Consider the following 14,574-nt stretch of genomic DNA (forward strand, 5'->3'; position numbering starts at 1 on the left):
GATGGAAGGCAAGAGGCCGCAGCGAGCCGCCGACGACACGATCGCCCTTGGCGCGGGCGCGCGCTCGGCTGCGGATTTCCGCCGCGCCCATCGCAACACGCGCCGCGTGCGCATACTGCGCATCACCCTGCCCATCGTCGCGGTGGGCATCGTGGCGGCAGGCCTTTTCGCAACGTGGCTGGCGCGCTCCGTACCCGTCGACATCGCCGTCGCGGCGACATCCATCCAGGATGGGCGCCTGGTGATGGAAGATCCGCGCATGTCCGGCAAGGACAAGAACGACCGCCCCTTCACCGTCGTCGCGCGCCGCGCCATGCAGGCGCTCGATCGGACCGGCTCGGTCGACCTGGAAGAGATCAACGCCAACCTGACGCTGGACCCGGAGACGACCGCCGATATCGTCGCGGCCGCAGGCCGGTACGACCCGCAGGCCGAGACATTGCGCCTCTACGACAATATCAGCGTCCGCACGTCCAACGACGTGACCATCAATCTGACGAGCGCCGACATCGTCCTCAACGACGGTCGGCTCGAAGGTCGCGGTCCGGTCGTTATCCAAACTCCCAATCAGACCTTGCAGTCTGGCAACGTCACAATCCAGAATAGTGGAAACAGGTTGACCTTCGGGGATCGGGTAAAGCTGACGCTGCACCCGGCGACGGATGGCGATCAACGGGCAGCCAACGGCGAGTAGATCTGATGAATAACCTTGTTCGAGCCTGCCTGACGGGCGCCCTGCTTCTGGCCCCCGGCCTTGCAGTTGCCCAGCAGGCCGGAGGATTCGGCAACAGCTTCGGCGGCCTCCAGGTACAGGGAGACCAGCCGATCACGATCGAATCGAACCAGCTCGACGTCGACGATGCGCAGTCCGTGGCCACCTTCTCGGGGGATGTCGAAGTCGTCCAGGGAGAGACTCTCCTGCGTACGGCGCGGCTGATCGTCCATTATGTGCGCAACGCCGAGGGCCAGGAGGGCGCACAGCCGGCCCCGGCAGGCAACATGCCCGGCAACTCCAGCGATATCGAGCGCCTGGAAGCCGAGGGCAATGTCTACGTCAAGTCGGCCGACCAGGTCGCCACGTCCAATCGCGCCGATTTCGACATGAGCACGCAGGTCGTCGTCATGACGGGCGATGTGGTGCTGACGCAGGGTCCCAACGTGGCCACGGGCTGCCGGCTGACGATCAACATGGAAACCAGCGTGGCGCAGTTGCAAAGCCAGAACTGCGGTGGTGGGGCGCCGGCCGGCGGTGGCGGCCGCGTGCGCATGCTGCTGTCGCCCGGGAGCCAGCCGAACGGATGACCATAGTGACGGATGAAGCGGCGGCGCGGACGGCCACCGCTGGCAAGGCCTATCCTGCCGGCACACTCGTGGCGCGCGGCATCACCAAGACCTATCGTGGACGACGCGTCGTGGATGGCGTGGAAGTCGGCGTGCGGCGTGGCGAGGCCGTCGGCCTGCTCGGCCCCAACGGCGCCGGCAAGACGACCTGTTTCTACATGATCACCGGCCTCGTGCCGGTGGACAGCGGCCGCATAGAGCTCGATGGCCACGACATCACGCGGGTGCCGATGTACCGGCGGGCGCGCCTGGGCATCGGCTACCTGCCGCAGGAAGCGTCGATCTTCCGGGGGCTGACGGTCGAGGAAAACGTCCGCGCCGTGCTGGAGGTGGTCGAGCCCGACCGCAAGGAGCGGGAGCGGCAGCTCACCGCGCTTCTCGAGGAATTCGGCATCGCCCACCTGCGCAAGCAACCCGCCACCGCCCTGTCCGGCGGCGAGCGGCGGCGCTGCGAGATTGCACGCGCCCTTGCCTCCCGGCCAAGCTTCATGCTGCTCGACGAGCCCTTCGCCGGCGTCGACCCCATCGCCGTCTCCGATATCCAGGAGCTGGTGCGCCATCTCACGCGGCGCGGAATCGGCGTACTGATCACCGATCACAACGTGCGGGAAACGCTCGGGCTCATCGACCGCGCCTACATCATGCATGCCGGCGCGGTGCTGACCCATGGCCGCCCGGACGAAATCGTCGCGAATTCCGACGTCAGGCGTATCTATCTGGGCGAGCAATTCACCTACTAATTGATGCTGTGCGGCTGTGACACGCGCGGACAAGCTTGACATGCAAGATGCGGACCAGTTTCCTCTAGCCGTCCCTCATCCTGCAGCGATCGATAGCGCATGAACCTGTCCATGAAGCTTCAGGTCCGCCAGAGCCAGTCTCTGGTGATGACCCCCCAGCTGCTCCAGTCGATCCGGCTGCTGCAGTTCGGGGCGCTGGAGCTGCAGGGCTTCATCGAGCGTGAGATCGAGCAGAACCCCCTTCTGGAAATGATCCCATCGGCAGAGCGGGGGGCATCCGCGCTGCCGCAGGCGCCTGCTGCCCCGCGCGAGGGCGATGACGATGCCGGCGGGCCGCGGCGCGGGCATGGGCCGGAATTCCACGTCGGCGCCCCGCCGACGATGGAAGACATTGCCGACGACAGGCCCGGCCTGCTCGGCCATGTGATGGCGGAACTGTGCGATATACTGCCGCCCGGCGACAGGGCGATCGGCGAGACGCTCGCCATGCATCTCGACGAAGCCGGTTACATGCGCACCCCCGCCGAGGATATCGCGGCCTCCCTCGGCTGCCCGCCGGCACAGGTGGTCGATTGCCTGGACCGCATCCGACGGGCGATCGAGCCGGCCGGACTGTTTGCGGCAAGCCTTGCCGAGTGCCTGTCGATCCAGCTTTCCCGGCAGGGCCGGATGGACCCGGTCATGGCCGGCATCCTGTCTCACCTCGATCTGTTGGCAAAGCGCGACTTTGCCGCCCTGCGCCGCCTGACGGGCGAAGACGAGGACGGCTTGATGGAAGCGCTTTCAGAAATCCGCCGGCTGAACCCGAAGCCTGGCCAGCAGTTCGGCGATCGGACGATCCACAGCATCGTGCCCGATGTCTTCGTGTCGTCCGATGGCGGGTCCGGATGGCGCATACGGCTGAACGGCCGCGCCCTGCCCCGCCTGATTGTACACAACGACTACAGCGACATCGTTTCGCGTGCGGCGTCGACGGGTGAGAAGGAGTACCTGGCACAGTGCCAGAACTCGGCCGGCTGGCTGATCCGCTCGCTGGACCAGCGCGCCCGGACGATCCTCAAGGTAACGGCGGAAATCGTCCGCCGGCAGGAAGAGTTCCTGAAGCGCGGCGTGCAGGGCCTGCGCCCGATGACGCTTGCATCGGTGGCCGAGGCGGTTTCGTTGCACGAATCCACGGTCAGCCGCGTGACCGCCAACAAATTCATGGCGACCCCGCGTGGCACCTTCGAGTTGAAGTTCTTTTTCACGGTCGCCATCGCCGCCACGGATGGCGGCGATGCGCATTCGGCCGAAAGCGTCAAGCTGCGCATCCAGCGGCTGATCGCGGCCGAGACGGTGGGCAACGTCCTGTCGGACGACGATATCGCATTGAAGCTCAAGGATGACGGCATCGACCTGGCCCGGCGCACCGTGGCCAAGTATCGTGAGGCGCTCGGCCTCTCATCGTCCATCCAGCGGCGCCGCGAACTGAACGCCAGGCGCTGCGCCTCCTGAATTATCGATCACTTTCGATTGTGCCTTGTGCCGCAACGCGGCCCCATCCTCGTGCGTTGCTGTGGCGGCTGTCCCGGCAGGCAGCGCCAAGTTTCGCTTGCTCCTGCCTGCATTGGGATTACGCTCCTGTGCTGCGGGCTGCTTCGACGGTGTCGGGACACGCTCCGCACACATACAAGGGAAGGGAAAAGGAATGACAATTCGCGTATCGGGCCGGCACATGGATGTCGGTGAATCGTTTCGGACCCGGATCGAAGACCGGCTCAAGGAACAGGTCGCGAAATATTTCGACGGCAACTATTCGGGTTCCGTCGTCCTGTCCAAGGAGTCGTCACGCTACAACACCGATTGCTCCCTGCGCCTCGACACGGGCGTAACCTTCCAGGCCGCCGGAATGGCGCATGATCCAGAAAACAGTTTCCAGGAGGCTTGCGAGCGCATCGAAAAGCGCCTGCGCCGCTACAAACGGCGTCTCAAGGACCATAAGGCGGGGCTGAACGGCAAGAGTTCGGACGTCGCCTATTCCGTCTTCGCACCGATCCCCGACGAAGACGACGACATTCCGGAGGACTACGCCCCGGCGATCGTGGCCGAGACGTCCTTCCCCGTCGGCATCTTTTCGGTGGCCGGCGCGGTGATGGAGCTCGACCGCCGCGATAGCCCGGTGGTGGTGTTCAAGAATGCCGGCAGCGGCGAAATTAACATCGTCTACCGCCGTTCGGACGGCAATGTCGGCTGGGTGGACCCATCCACGCTGCGCGACCGCGCCTGACAGCGACGAGGCCCCCGCCCGCTTCGGTGCGGGGGCCTTTTTTCACATTCGGGCGATCCGGCGCCCGAACGGCTTGAAGGGCCGTGATACTGCCCCACCCTCGTCTTCAGGACAGGCGCGGTCGCGGGGCGGGTGGTAATCTCCGGTTCCAATTGTCCGCGCTTTGTTCTACAGCATGCCCGCTCTGCGACGGGGACGCATGCCGCGCTCCGCCCATGCCCGGAACAGAAAGCTCGAACCCTGCCCATGCCGCTCGATTTCATCACTCAGGATGCCATCATCCCGGCGCTGAGGGGACACTCCAAGAAGCAGATCCTGCAGGAACTGTCCGAACGTGCGGCCGGACTGAGCGGTCTGGACGAGCGCGAGATCTTCGAGGCGGTGGTCAGGCGGGAGAAACTCGGCTCGACGGGCGTGGGCAACGGGATCGCCATTCCTCACGGCAAGATGCGCCATCTGGATCGGATGGTCGGCGTATTCGGCCGCGCGCCGAGGCCCGTCGATTTCGAGGCGCTGGACGACGAGCCGGTCGATCTGTTCTTTCTGCTGCTTGCCCCGGAAGAAGCCGGGGCCGATCACCTGAAGGCGCTGTCGCGCGTGGCGCGGATGCTGCGCAACCCGGACACGGTCGCGGCACTGCGGGGCGCCGACGACCGCCAGGGCATTTACGGGTTGATGCTGTCAGGCGGCGTATCCGCCTGACAGGCTCCAGGGCAGCCCATCAGTGCAGGCTGACGGTCAGAAGCTCGTTCTCGCTGGCGCTGGCCAGGATGCTGCCACGATCGTCAGACACGGCGAGTGGCGTTCCATCGGCCGAGAAGAGCGCCCACAGGTTCAACCCCGGACGGATCGACTGAGCGGACGGGAACTTCGCGCGGATGTCATCGGAGGACATGCGGCGAAGATATGCGAGGTGTCCCTCGCCCAAGGCAGCCAGTTCGCTGTCGGTGTAAGGGCCGGAATGGACATTGGTCATGTTGGCTCCTCCTTCGAGCAGGTACGAGATCGTCAGTCGGCGACGACGATGTCGATTTTCTTGACGACACGCTCGGGTTTCGGCCTTGCCAGGTCGATCGAAAGAAGACCGTTGCGAAGCTCCGCCCCGAGGATCCGCATACCGTCGGCAAAGAGGAAGCTCCTCTGGAACTGACGGGAGGCGATACCCCGATAGAGGAAGTCGCGGTCCTTCTGGTCGGCCTGCGAGCCGCGGATCGTAAGCTGGTTTTCCTCGGTCGTTATATCGAGGTCGCCGGGTCCGAAACCGGCGACGGCCAGCGTGATCCGGATGACCGTATCGCCGCCCCCTGCATCCGTCTGGATGCGATCATCTCCGGCACCCGCGTGGATGCGTTCGATGTTATAGGGCGGATATCCGTCACCGCTCTTCTGCAGGCGCTCGAGCGTCCGCTCGACGCTGTCGAAGCCGAGCAAAAGAGGGTTAGAGAACGGAGTCATCCTGCTCATCTGCGACAAGTCCTTGTATCAAGCGACTTTGTGGATGAGAGCCCAAGAGCGGCACTCCCATCCCTTCTGCAGATATATGGCAACCTTACCCGGGCTCTTCAACATCCCCGTTGGATCACGATGAGCCCGCAGAATGAATGAATGGTTAACCCCTCATCCCAGCCGCGTACCGGCCGAGAAGGTAAGCGCCACCCCATTGATGCAATGGCGCTTGCCGGTGGGCGGCGGCCCGTCATCGAACACGTGCCCCAGATGCCCGCCACAGGTGGCGCAGTGCACCTCGGTTCGCGGCACCACGAGCTTGTAGTCCGACCTGGTGGCGACCGCACCGTCGACCGCCTCGTAGAAGCTCGGCCAGCCGGTGCCGGAATCATACTTCGTGGACGAGGTGTAGACATCGCTGTCGCACCCGGCGCAGCGATAGATACCGCGCCGCTTCTGGCTGTTGAGCGGGCTGGAATAGGGCCGCTCCGTCGCCTCCTGGCGCAGGACCGCATACTGATCCGCGCTCAGCTTCTGGCGCCATTCGGCGTCCGTCATGGTGACGGGATAGCTCGCCTCCTGCGCGCCCGTACGGAATGCAATGCCGGTCATGGCGGCGCCGAGGGCGACGGCCCCGCCCGCCAGAAACGTTCGACGGCCGATCATGGCCTTGGCTCCCCAAAGTGTTGCACACGCTTATCCTGATATGGATCGGGGCATTTGGATGGCAAAGGGGAACACGCTTTCGCGATCATCAATCGTCGACGCGGCCACGCATGCGCTTGATGCCCGAACGACCCTTCTTCTCCTTCAGGCGACGCTCGATCGCGCCTTTGGAGGGCTTCGTCTTGCGCCGTGGCGGCGGCGGCGGCACCAGGGCCTGCCGAACGAGCTCCGCCAGCCGCTCGCGCGCGTCCTGCCTGTTGCGCTCCTGCAGGCGGAAGCGCGATGCCTCGATGAGAACGTCGCCGTCCTTCGTGCCCCGTTGCCCCGCAAGCTTGTGCAGCCGCGCCTTCACATCATCCGACAGGACCGAGGATGCCGCCGCAAGAAACCGAAGCTGCACGGCGGTCGCCACCTTGTTGACGTTCTGCCCGCCCGGTCCGCCGGCCCGGATGAAACTTTCTTCCAGCTCGGCTGCGGGTATGACCACACGGCGCGAAACGGCAAGGTCGCCTCCCGGCCTGTTGTCGTCGCGATCGTCAGAAATCGAACCATCCTCCGCCAGCCGTGGCATGTCTGTATCCACGAAAATGCCCGCCGCACGCAAGGCGTGCAGCGGGCAAATCCAGTTTCGACGGTGCCTTTGGCGGGCGGCCTACTCGGCTGCCAGCGCGATGCTGGGTGCGGCCTTCAGCACATCGGCATCCACATGCGCCTCGAACTTCTGGAAGTTCTTGCGGAACATCTCGGACAGGCGCCGTGCCTGCGCGTCGTAGGCCGCCTTGTCTGTCCAGGTCTCGCGGGGGTCGAGGATGGCGTCCTCGATGCCGGGAACGGCCACCGGCACCTCGAAGCCGAAATTCGGATCGGTGCGGAACTCGACATTGCGGAGCGAGCCGTCAAGCGCGCTGGCAAGCAGCGTACGCGTCACGCGAATCGGCATCCGCTTGCCGGTGCCATAGGCGCCGCCCGTCCAGCCGGTGGACACCAGCCAGCAGTCCACCTGATGCTCGGCGATCAGATCGCGCAGCAGATTGCCGTATTCCGAAGGATGGCGCGGCATGAAGGGCGCGCCGAAGCAGGTGGAGAAAGTCGCCTCCGGCTCGGTCACGCCGCGCTCCGTGCCAGCCACCTTTGCCGTATAGCCGGACAGGAAATGGTACATCGCCTCGGCCGGCGTCAGCCGGGCAATGGGAGGCAACACGCCGAAGGCATCCGCCGTCAGCATGACGATGTTTCGCGGATGGCCGGCACGCCCCGTTTCGCTGGCATTGGCGATATAGTGCAGCGGATAGGCGGCACGGGTGTTTTCGGTCAGGCTGCCATCGTCGAAGTCGGGCACGCGACGGTCGTCCAGCACGACATTTTCCAGCACCGTGCCGAAGCGACGCGTGGTGGAGAAAATCTCGGGTTCGGCCTCGGCCGACAGGCGGATCGTCTTGGCATAGCAGCCGCCTTCGAAATTGAAGACGCCATGCTCGCCCCATCCATGCTCGTCATCGCCGATCAGCGTGCGGTGCGGATCGGCCGACAGCGTCGTCTTGCCGGTGCCGGACAGGCCGAAGAAAACGGCCACATCGCCATGCGCGCCGACATTGGCCGAGCAGTGCATGGGCATCACGTGCTTTTCGGGCAGAAGATAGTTGAGCACCGTGAAGACGGATTTCTTCATCTCGCCGGCATAGGCCGTGCCGCCGATCAGGATGATCTTGCGGGTCAGGTCGCAGGCGATGACCGTCTCGGAGCGGACCCCGTATTTGGCCGGGTCGGCGCGGAAGGACGGCAGGTCGATGATGGTCAGGTCCGGCACGAAGCGGGCCAGTTCCTCGGCGTTCGGACGGATAAGCAGGTTGCGGATGAACAGCGAGTGCCAGGCGAATTCGGTGACGACGCGCGTGTTGAGCGCATAGTCCTTGTCGGCGCCGCCGACGAGATCCTGCACGAACAGGTCGCGCCCTTCGGCATGGGCCTTGAAGTCGGCGTAGAGCTGCTCGAACGCGGCGGGCTCCATCGCGTTGTTGTTGTCCCACCAGACGCGTGCATCGGACTCGCCGTCGCGCACGACATATTTGTCCTTGGGCGAGCGTCCGGTGTGCTGACCTGTCGTGGCCAGGAAGGCGCCATGGGCGGTAAGCCGGCCCTCGCCACGGCGGATGGCGGCCTCGACCAGATCGGCTTCGGTCAGGTTCCAGCGCACGGAGGCCAGGCCGGAAAGACCGGTCGTCTCGATGCCGCTGGCCGGATTTCTCTGCCCGATTTCTTCCATCGTCATGTCGCTCCGCAAAGTTGCGAGGCCGCGCAGGCGGCCCCGGCCAGGGCAACGCCCCAGCCTCTGCATCGGCAAATACGTGTCTGAAACAGAAACAGCAAGGCATTTTTAAAGGGTTACTATCGACCGACAGTAATTCAATCGTTTAAAAAATTTGTCACATGATTTAAATCGTTTTATTCTTCTCAAGACGCGTTCGAGGGGCGGCTATTATTTAATCACCGGTTTGTGTCGAACTGCCTGTCCGCAGGGCAGCAGGATAGACAGGGGATGTTCGGTCGCTGGCCGTCGAAAGCACGTCCGGGTCCGCGCCAGGCAGACCGCTGGCGTCCTCGGCGGCAATTGTGGTAGAAATGCCACAATTGCCCGCCAGATATGCAGGCAACCGCGGTTTTAGGAGATTCTTCGCACATGCCCACCATCGCACTGGTCGACGACGACCGGAATATCCTGACGTCGGTTTCGATCGCGCTCGAGAGCGAAGGCTACCGCGTCGAAACCTATACGGACGGGGCGTCGGCGCTGGAGGGTCTTCAGGCCAGGCCGCCGCATCTGGCGATCTTCGATATCAAGATGCCGCGCATGGACGGCATGGAGCTGCTGCGGCGTCTTCGCCAGAAGTCCGATCTGCCCGTCATCTTCCTGACGTCCAAGGATGAGGAGATCGATGAACTGTTCGGCCTCAAGATGGGCGCCGACGATTACATCCGCAAACCGTTTTCCCAGCGTCTTCTTGTCGAGCGCGTCAAGGCGATCCTTCGGCGCGGCGCCCCGCGTGACGCAACGGCGAAGCCGGGCGCCAACCCTGAGGCATCGCTGGAGCGCGGCCAGCTCGTCATGGACCAGGAGCGCCACACCTGCACCTGGATGGGCAAGCCGGTCACGCTCACCGTCACCGAATTCCTGATCCTGCATTCGCTGGCGCAGCGGCCGGGCGTCGTCAAAAGCCGCGATGCCCTGATGGATGCGGCCTATGACGAGCAGGTCTATGTCGACGACCGCACCATCGACAGCCACATCAAGCGGCTGCGCAAGAAGTTCAAGGCCATCGACGACGACTTCGACATGATCGAAACGCTCTACGGCGTCGGCTACCGCTTCCGCGAAATTTGACGAAGTTTGCTGTCGCGCATTTGACGCGCGGGTGCTAAGGCACGGACAAGAAACAGGAATTGTGCCTTGGTATCAACGACGGACATGCGCGAAGAGCCCCGCAGGTCCGCCCGTCGCGCACGGTGGCGGCGGGTGCCCCTCGTGCGTCGCGCGCTTCTGCGCTTCCGCTGGGTGCTCGGCCATACGATCTTCTCGTCGCTGACGCGCCGCATCATCTTCCTGAACCTGGTTGCCCTGCTGGTCCTGGTATCCGGCATCCTCTATCTCAACCAGTTCCGGGCGGGGCTGATCGACGCGCGGGTTGAAAGCCTGCTCACGCAGGGCGAGATCATCGCCAGCGCCATCGCCTCGTCGGCAACGGTCGAAACCAATTCGATCTCGCTCGATCCGGAGCGCCTCCTGGAACTGCAGGCCGGCGCCACGCTGACGCCGGGCATGGACCTGTCGGACAGCCTCGATTTTCCGATCAACCCCGAACGGGTTGCGCCGCTGCTGCGTCGCCTGATCTCCCCCACCCGAACACGCGCCCGCATCTACGACCGCGACACCAACCTGATCCTCGACTCGCGGCACCTTTATTCGCGCGGGCAGATCCTGCGGTACAACCTGCCGCCGGTAGAGCCGGCCGAACGCGGCGCCGCCGAATGGCTGGGCGACGAAGTCGGCAAGCTGTTCCGCAATTCCAGCCTGCCCATCTATCACGAGACGCCCGGTGGGTCCGGCAGCACCTATCCGGAAGTGCTCAGCGCCTTGACGGGCGGCCCCTCGACCGTGGTGCGCTCCACCGAGAACGGCGAGTTGATCGTGTCCGTCGCCGTGCCGATCCAGCGTTTCCGCGCCGTGCTGGGCGTATTGCTGCTGTCGACGCAGGGCGGCGACATCGACAAGATCGTGCAGGCCGAGCGCATGGCCATCGTGCGCACCTTCGCCGTTGCCGCGTCGGTGACGATTTTCCTGTCGATCTTCCTCGCCTCCACCATAGCCACGCCGCTGCGCCGGCTGTCGGCTGCGGCGGTGCGCGTGCGGCGCTCGGTCAATGCCCGCGAGGAAATCCCCGATTTCGGCGACCGCGCCGACGAGGTCGGGCATCTTGCGACTTCGCTGCGCGACATGACGAACGCGCTTTATGCGCGCATGGACGCCATCGAATCCTTCGCCGCCGATGTCAGCCACGAATTGAAGAACCCGCTGACCTCCCTGCGCAGCGCGGTGGAAACATGGCCGCTGGCGCGCAACGAAGACTCGCGGCAACGCCTTTTGGCCGTCATCCAGCACGACGTGAAGCGGCTCGACAGGCTGATTACCGACATATCCGACGCATCGCGCCTCGACGCCGAGCTTGCGCGCGAACTGTCGGATACGGTGCATATGGACAGGCTGGCGGCATCCGTGGTGGACGGCGCGCGCTCGCACAGCCGCGACGGGCGCGATGTCGCCATCGACCTGGCCGTGGAACCGCCCCCGCAGGGCATCAAGGGCTTTGCCGTGGCCGGCCACGATCTGCGCCTCAGCCAGGTTCTGACCAACCTCATCGATAATGCGCGGTCGTTTGCGGCCGAGCCGGGTGGCCGCGTCAGCGTGCGGCTGAAGCGATCCCGAACGCGGGTGATCCTGACCGTGGAAGATAACGGGCCGGGCATACAGGCGGAAAAGATCGAGCGCATCTTCGAGCGCTTCTACACCGACAGGCCGGCGGGCGAGGCCTTCGGCCAGAATTCCGGGCTGGGCCTTTCCATCAGCCGGCAGATCGTCGAGGCGCATGCCGGTACGCTGACCGCCGAGAACATCCGGGCCGACAATGCACCGGGAGGCGTTGCCGGGGCCCGCTTCATCATCTCGCTGCCGGCCGTATGAGCGTCGGCAACCGGCATGCGGGGCTTGTCTCCATCGACGGTCGGGGTGTCCTGATCCTCGGGGCGGCCCGGTCCGGCAAATCGGCGCTGGCCCTCTGCCTCATTCGTCTCGCCCGTCGCGAAGGTCGGCAGGCCGCCCTGGTGGCCGACGATCAGGTTCTGCTGCGACGGGACGGGGACCGGCTGGTCGGCGCGTCGCCAGCGGCCATTGCGGGCCTTCTGGAGATTTCCGGCGTCGGCATCGTCGCGCAGGCGAACCTGCGTGAGGCGGAGATATTCCTGGTCGTATCCCTGTCGCCGGAGCCCCCTCGCCTGCCGGACCAACCCACCACCGAATTATGCGGCCTGTCGATTCGCCAGGTGCACCTGCACAGCCGTGAGGCGACGCTTGGCGCGGAAATCATCCTCGAAGTTCTGGGCTCGACTACTACCTAAGGTTGCACTGCACACAAAGCGCGACGCCCGTTCGGCGCTGCGAACGCCCGGAAAACACTGGTTTGCATCAATTCTCGTTGTAATCTCGAATAATTCCATCTGTTGTCGTCCGGCATCTTGCAGCCCGCAGGAAGCAGGCGCACAATCGAAGGCTGCCTCACAATTGCGCAAGCGTGGAGACTATCGACAGGCATGATCGGACTGGTTCTCGTTACCCACGGCCAACTCGCCAAGGAGTTCAAGGCCGCTGTGGAGCATGTCGTAGGTCCACAGGAGGCTTTCGAGACGGTATCGATCGGACCGGACGACGACATGGAGCAGCGCCGAGAGGACATCGTCGCCGCCGTGCGCGCCGCCGAGAAGGGCGATGGCGTCATCATCTTGACCGACATGTTCGGCGGCACGCCGTCCAACCTGGCCATCTCCGTGATGGATGAGGGGAACGTCGACGTCCTGGCCGGCGTCAACCTGCCGATGCTGATCAAGCTTGCCCGTGTCCGCGAAAACCGCCCCATGGAAGCCGCGCTCGTCGAGGCGCAGGAGGCCGGCCGCAAGTACATAGCGGTCGCAAGCCGCATTCTCGCAGGGAAATAGATGATGGTCGATGCTGTGACGCAACCGGGCCCGGCCGCAATCGCAACATCGAGGACCCTGTCCATCATCAACAAGCGCGGGCTGCATGCGCGCGCTTCCGCCAAATTCGTCCAGACCGCGGAAGGCTTCGACGCCGAACTGACCATCAGCCGCGACGGCTTTTCGGTTGGCGGGCGATCCATCATGGGCCTGATGATGCTGGCGGCCAGCCAGGGCAGCACGATCCAGGTGACGGCCACCGGGCCGGAAGCCGAGGGCGCCATCGAGGCGATTGCCGAACTCGTCGCCAATCGCTTCGGCGAGGACTGTTGAGTCCACAGGCAGCGTTCGGCCCCCTGTAAGCCTTTCCCGTCAGGCTGCCCGCGCAGGCCGGCGCGCATGACGCCAGGCCAGAAGAATTAGCGGCAACAGCCACACCAGAATGGTGAAGACGCCGAGCCCGGCCGCGATCGGCCGCTCGAAGAAGCCCATCGGGTTGCCGTCCGCCTTGATCATCGAGGAGATGAAGTTCTGCTCCAGCATGGGTCCGAGCACCAGGCCAAGGATGGCCGGGGCGATGGGAATGTCGTTCTCTTCCATGAAGAAGCCGAGCAGCCCGAAGAACAGCATCATGACGATGCCGGCCATGGAGTTGTTGATGGCGAATGCCCCGACGATGCAGAACATCAGGATCATCGGCATCAGCATCGCCGGCGGGATCGACAGGATGGGCCGCGCGCCTCGGATCGCCAGCCAGCCCAAAGGCAGCATGATGATGTTGGCGATCAGGAAGACGATGAAGATCGCGTAGATCGACGACGGATCGTTGATGAAGATCGCAGGGCCGGGGTTGATGCCCTTCACATACAGGACGCCGATCACGATGGCGGTGATGGAATCGCCCGGAATGCCGAACACCAGAGCCGGGATCCAGGCGCCGCTGACGGACGAATTGTTCGCCGAGCCGGCCTCCACCAGACCCTCGACATGGCCCTTCCCAAACAGTTCCTTATGCTTGGAAAAGCGCTTCGAGATCGCATAGGAAATCCACGCGGCGATGTCCGCGCCGGCTCCCGGCAGAATGCCGAGCGCCGTGCCCGTTACGCTGCCGCGCGCCGCCTGCACCGGATAGGTCTTCAGGTTCTTCCACTGCGACTTGAAGATGCCGCCGCCGTCCATTTTCGGTACGGCGCCGCGCGGCGTCGTCGAGGTTACGGTGCGTAGCACCTCGGACACGGCGAACAGGCCGATCATGGCCGGAATGAACTGGATACCCGCCATCAATTCGACGTTGCCAAAGGCAAAGCGCGGCTCTCCGGAAGGGTTGTCGATGCCGATGGTGGCGAAGAACAGGCCGATGAGCAGCGAAATCAGGCCGCGCGTCGGCGAGCCGGGCGACACGAACACGGCACAGGACAGCCCCAGGAGAACAAGGAAGAAATATTCCTCGGAGCTGAATTTCAGTGCGATCTCGGCCAGCACCGGCGACAGCGTCATCAGGACGATCGACCCGAACAGGCCGCCGATGGCCGAAAAGACGAGCGCCGCGCCGAGCGCATCGTCGCCCCGTCCGCTGATGGTCATGCGGTAGGCGTCTTCGACATAGGCGGCGTTGGCCGGCGTTCCGGGCATGCGCAGCATCGCGGCCGGTATATCGCCGGCAAAGATGGCCATGGCCGTCGCCGTCACGATGGCGGCGATGGCCGGCACCGGCTCCATGAAAAAGGTCAGCGGCACCAGCAGGGCGGTCGCCATGGTGGCCGTCAGGCCGGGGATGGCACCGACGAACATGCCGAAGATGGCCGACAGCAGGATCACGCCCAGAACGTAGGGCTGGAAGACGAGGGCCGCCGCCTGTTCGATAATCATCATGGG

Annotated in this window: 17 protein-coding genes; 11 read left to right on the plus strand and 6 right to left on the minus strand. The window is 64.5% G+C overall.

The window, feature by feature from the left end; genetic code table 11:
• Nucleotide 1: 1 nt before the first annotated feature.
• The 6 genes from lptC to ptsN all read left to right on the plus strand — a co-directional run bounded on the left by lptC (nt 2) and on the right by ptsN (nt 5,049).
• Nucleotides 2–694, plus strand: coding sequence for an LPS export ABC transporter periplasmic protein LptC (gene lptC, locus AUL31_RS09210; RefSeq protein WP_060604757.1), 693 nt, complete (start codon nt 2–4; stop codon nt 692–694).
• A 5-nt stretch (nt 695–699) separates the two neighbouring features.
• Nucleotides 700–1,302 carry an LptA/OstA family protein gene (locus AUL31_RS09215; protein ID WP_060604760.1) on the plus strand — a complete coding sequence of 201 codons (603 nt, stop codon included), beginning with the start codon at nt 700–702 and terminating at the stop codon, nt 1,300–1,302.
• On the plus strand, nt 1,299–2,081 hold the full coding sequence (lptB, locus tag AUL31_RS09220) for an LPS export ABC transporter ATP-binding protein (protein ID WP_060604763.1): 783 nt from the start codon (nt 1,299–1,301) through the stop codon (nt 2,079–2,081). The genes AUL31_RS09215 and lptB overlap by 4 nt, the downstream gene beginning before the upstream one ends.
• Nucleotides 2,082–2,192: 111 nt before the next feature.
• Nucleotides 2,193–3,575, plus strand: coding sequence for an RNA polymerase factor sigma-54 (gene rpoN / locus AUL31_RS09225; protein WP_306302611.1), 1,383 nt, complete (start codon nt 2,193–2,195; stop codon nt 3,573–3,575).
• A gap of 193 nt (nt 3,576–3,768) precedes the next feature.
• On the plus strand, nt 3,769–4,347 hold the full coding sequence (hpf, locus tag AUL31_RS09230) for a ribosome hibernation-promoting factor, HPF/YfiA family (RefSeq protein WP_060604769.1): 579 nt from the start codon (nt 3,769–3,771) through the stop codon (nt 4,345–4,347).
• A 246-nt stretch (nt 4,348–4,593) separates the two neighbouring features.
• Nucleotides 4,594–5,049, plus strand: a complete 456-nt coding sequence (ptsN, locus tag AUL31_RS09235) for a PTS IIA-like nitrogen regulatory protein PtsN (RefSeq protein ID WP_060604772.1) — start codon at nt 4,594–4,596, stop codon at nt 5,047–5,049.
• A 19-nt stretch (nt 5,050–5,068) separates the two neighbouring features.
• Here ptsN and AUL31_RS09240 read toward each other — a convergent pair whose 3' ends face one another.
• The 5 genes from AUL31_RS09240 to AUL31_RS09260 form a co-directional block, all read right to left on the minus strand.
• The gene (locus tag AUL31_RS09240) at nt 5,069–5,323 is read right to left on the minus strand and encodes a BQ00720 family protein (RefSeq protein ID WP_060604774.1); all 255 of its coding nucleotides are present in this window, start codon (nt 5,321–5,323) and stop codon (nt 5,069–5,071) included.
• Between the two features lie 32 nt (nt 5,324–5,355).
• Nucleotides 5,356–5,811: an Hsp20 family protein gene (locus AUL31_RS09245; protein WP_060604777.1), complete on the minus strand. Its 456-nt coding sequence runs from the start codon at nt 5,809–5,811 to the stop codon at nt 5,356–5,358.
• A gap of 153 nt (nt 5,812–5,964) precedes the next feature.
• Nucleotides 5,965–6,459, minus strand: a complete 495-nt coding sequence (msrB, locus tag AUL31_RS09250; RefSeq protein ID WP_060604780.1) for a peptide-methionine (R)-S-oxide reductase MsrB — start codon at nt 6,457–6,459, stop codon at nt 5,965–5,967.
• A gap of 88 nt (nt 6,460–6,547) precedes the next feature.
• A complete protein-coding gene (gene arfB, locus AUL31_RS09255) occupies nt 6,548–7,030 on the minus strand; it encodes an alternative ribosome rescue aminoacyl-tRNA hydrolase ArfB (RefSeq protein WP_060605385.1) in 483 nt (160 codons plus the stop codon).
• 81 nt (nt 7,031–7,111) lie between these two features.
• Nucleotides 7,112–8,722 (minus strand): phosphoenolpyruvate carboxykinase, encoded by a 1,611-nt coding sequence (locus tag AUL31_RS09260; RefSeq protein WP_060605390.1) that lies wholly within the window; start codon nt 8,720–8,722, stop codon nt 7,112–7,114.
• A gap of 414 nt (nt 8,723–9,136) precedes the next feature.
• Here AUL31_RS09260 and AUL31_RS09265 point away from each other — a divergent pair, with 414 nt between their 5' ends.
• The 5 genes from AUL31_RS09265 to AUL31_RS09285 all read left to right on the plus strand — a co-directional run bounded on the left by AUL31_RS09265 (nt 9,137) and on the right by AUL31_RS09285 (nt 13,032).
• Complete coding sequence (locus tag AUL31_RS09265; protein WP_060604783.1) at nt 9,137–9,838, plus strand: response regulator transcription factor; 702 nt, start codon at nt 9,137–9,139, stop codon at nt 9,836–9,838.
• 84 nt (nt 9,839–9,922) lie between these two features.
• Nucleotides 9,923–11,692, plus strand: coding sequence for a stimulus-sensing domain-containing protein (locus AUL31_RS09270; protein WP_060604787.1), 1,770 nt, complete (start codon nt 9,923–9,925; stop codon nt 11,690–11,692).
• Nucleotides 11,689–12,126 (plus strand): HPr kinase/phosphorylase, encoded by a 438-nt coding sequence (locus tag AUL31_RS09275; protein ID WP_060604791.1) that lies wholly within the window; start codon nt 11,689–11,691, stop codon nt 12,124–12,126. Before AUL31_RS09270 ends, AUL31_RS09275 begins: the two co-directional genes overlap by 4 nt.
• A 192-nt stretch (nt 12,127–12,318) precedes the next feature.
• Nucleotides 12,319–12,720 carry a PTS sugar transporter subunit IIA gene (locus AUL31_RS09280; RefSeq protein WP_039188321.1) on the plus strand — a complete coding sequence of 134 codons (402 nt, stop codon included), beginning with the start codon at nt 12,319–12,321 and terminating at the stop codon, nt 12,718–12,720.
• A gap of 3 nt (nt 12,721–12,723) precedes the next feature.
• On the plus strand, nt 12,724–13,032 hold the full coding sequence (locus AUL31_RS09285) for an HPr family phosphocarrier protein (RefSeq protein WP_060605393.1): 309 nt from the start codon (nt 12,724–12,726) through the stop codon (nt 13,030–13,032).
• Between the two features lie 39 nt (nt 13,033–13,071).
• Here AUL31_RS09285 and AUL31_RS09290 read toward each other — a convergent pair whose 3' ends face one another.
• Complete coding sequence (locus tag AUL31_RS09290) at nt 13,072–14,571, minus strand: tripartite tricarboxylate transporter permease (RefSeq protein WP_060604794.1); 1,500 nt, start codon at nt 14,569–14,571, stop codon at nt 13,072–13,074.
• Nucleotides 14,572–14,574: the final 3 nt, after the last annotated feature.

The organism is Aureimonas altamirensis (assembly GCF_001463885.1).
GTDB lineage: Bacteria > Pseudomonadota > Alphaproteobacteria > Rhizobiales > Rhizobiaceae > Aureimonas > Aureimonas altamirensis.

Coding starts and splice junctions, on each gene's coding strand:
- AUL31_RS09285 (WP_060605393.1), top strand. CDS start 12,724: ATGGTCGATGCTGTGACGCAACCGGGCCCGGCCGCAATCGCAACATCG.
- lptB (WP_060604763.1), top strand. CDS start 1,299: ATGACCATAGTGACGGATGAAGCGGCGGCGCGGACGGCCACCGCTGGC.
- AUL31_RS09245 (WP_060604777.1), bottom strand. CDS start 5,811: ATGAGCAGGATGACTCCGTTCTCTAACCCTCTTTTGCTCGGCTTCGAC.
- AUL31_RS09215 (WP_060604760.1), top strand. CDS start 700: ATGAATAACCTTGTTCGAGCCTGCCTGACGGGCGCCCTGCTTCTGGCC.
- AUL31_RS09275 (WP_060604791.1), top strand. CDS start 11,689: ATGAGCGTCGGCAACCGGCATGCGGGGCTTGTCTCCATCGACGGTCGG.
- AUL31_RS09290 (WP_060604794.1), bottom strand. CDS start 14,571: ATGATGATTATCGAACAGGCGGCGGCCCTCGTCTTCCAGCCCTACGTT.
- AUL31_RS09265 (WP_060604783.1), top strand. CDS start 9,137: ATGCCCACCATCGCACTGGTCGACGACGACCGGAATATCCTGACGTCG.
- lptC (WP_060604757.1), top strand. CDS start 2: ATGGAAGGCAAGAGGCCGCAGCGAGCCGCCGACGACACGATCGCCCTT.
- AUL31_RS09270 (WP_060604787.1), top strand. CDS start 9,923: ATGCGCGAAGAGCCCCGCAGGTCCGCCCGTCGCGCACGGTGGCGGCGG.
- arfB (WP_060605385.1), bottom strand. CDS start 7,030: ATGCCACGGCTGGCGGAGGATGGTTCGATTTCTGACGATCGCGACGAC.
- AUL31_RS09260 (WP_060605390.1), bottom strand. CDS start 8,722: ATGGAAGAAATCGGGCAGAGAAATCCGGCCAGCGGCATCGAGACGACC.
- msrB (WP_060604780.1), bottom strand. CDS start 6,459: ATGATCGGCCGTCGAACGTTTCTGGCGGGCGGGGCCGTCGCCCTCGGC.
- ptsN (WP_060604772.1), top strand. CDS start 4,594: ATGCCGCTCGATTTCATCACTCAGGATGCCATCATCCCGGCGCTGAGG.
- rpoN (WP_306302611.1), top strand. CDS start 2,193: ATGAAGCTTCAGGTCCGCCAGAGCCAGTCTCTGGTGATGACCCCCCAG.
- AUL31_RS09240 (WP_060604774.1), bottom strand. CDS start 5,323: ATGACCAATGTCCATTCCGGCCCTTACACCGACAGCGAACTGGCTGCC.
- AUL31_RS09280 (WP_039188321.1), top strand. CDS start 12,319: ATGATCGGACTGGTTCTCGTTACCCACGGCCAACTCGCCAAGGAGTTC.
- hpf (WP_060604769.1), top strand. CDS start 3,769: ATGACAATTCGCGTATCGGGCCGGCACATGGATGTCGGTGAATCGTTT.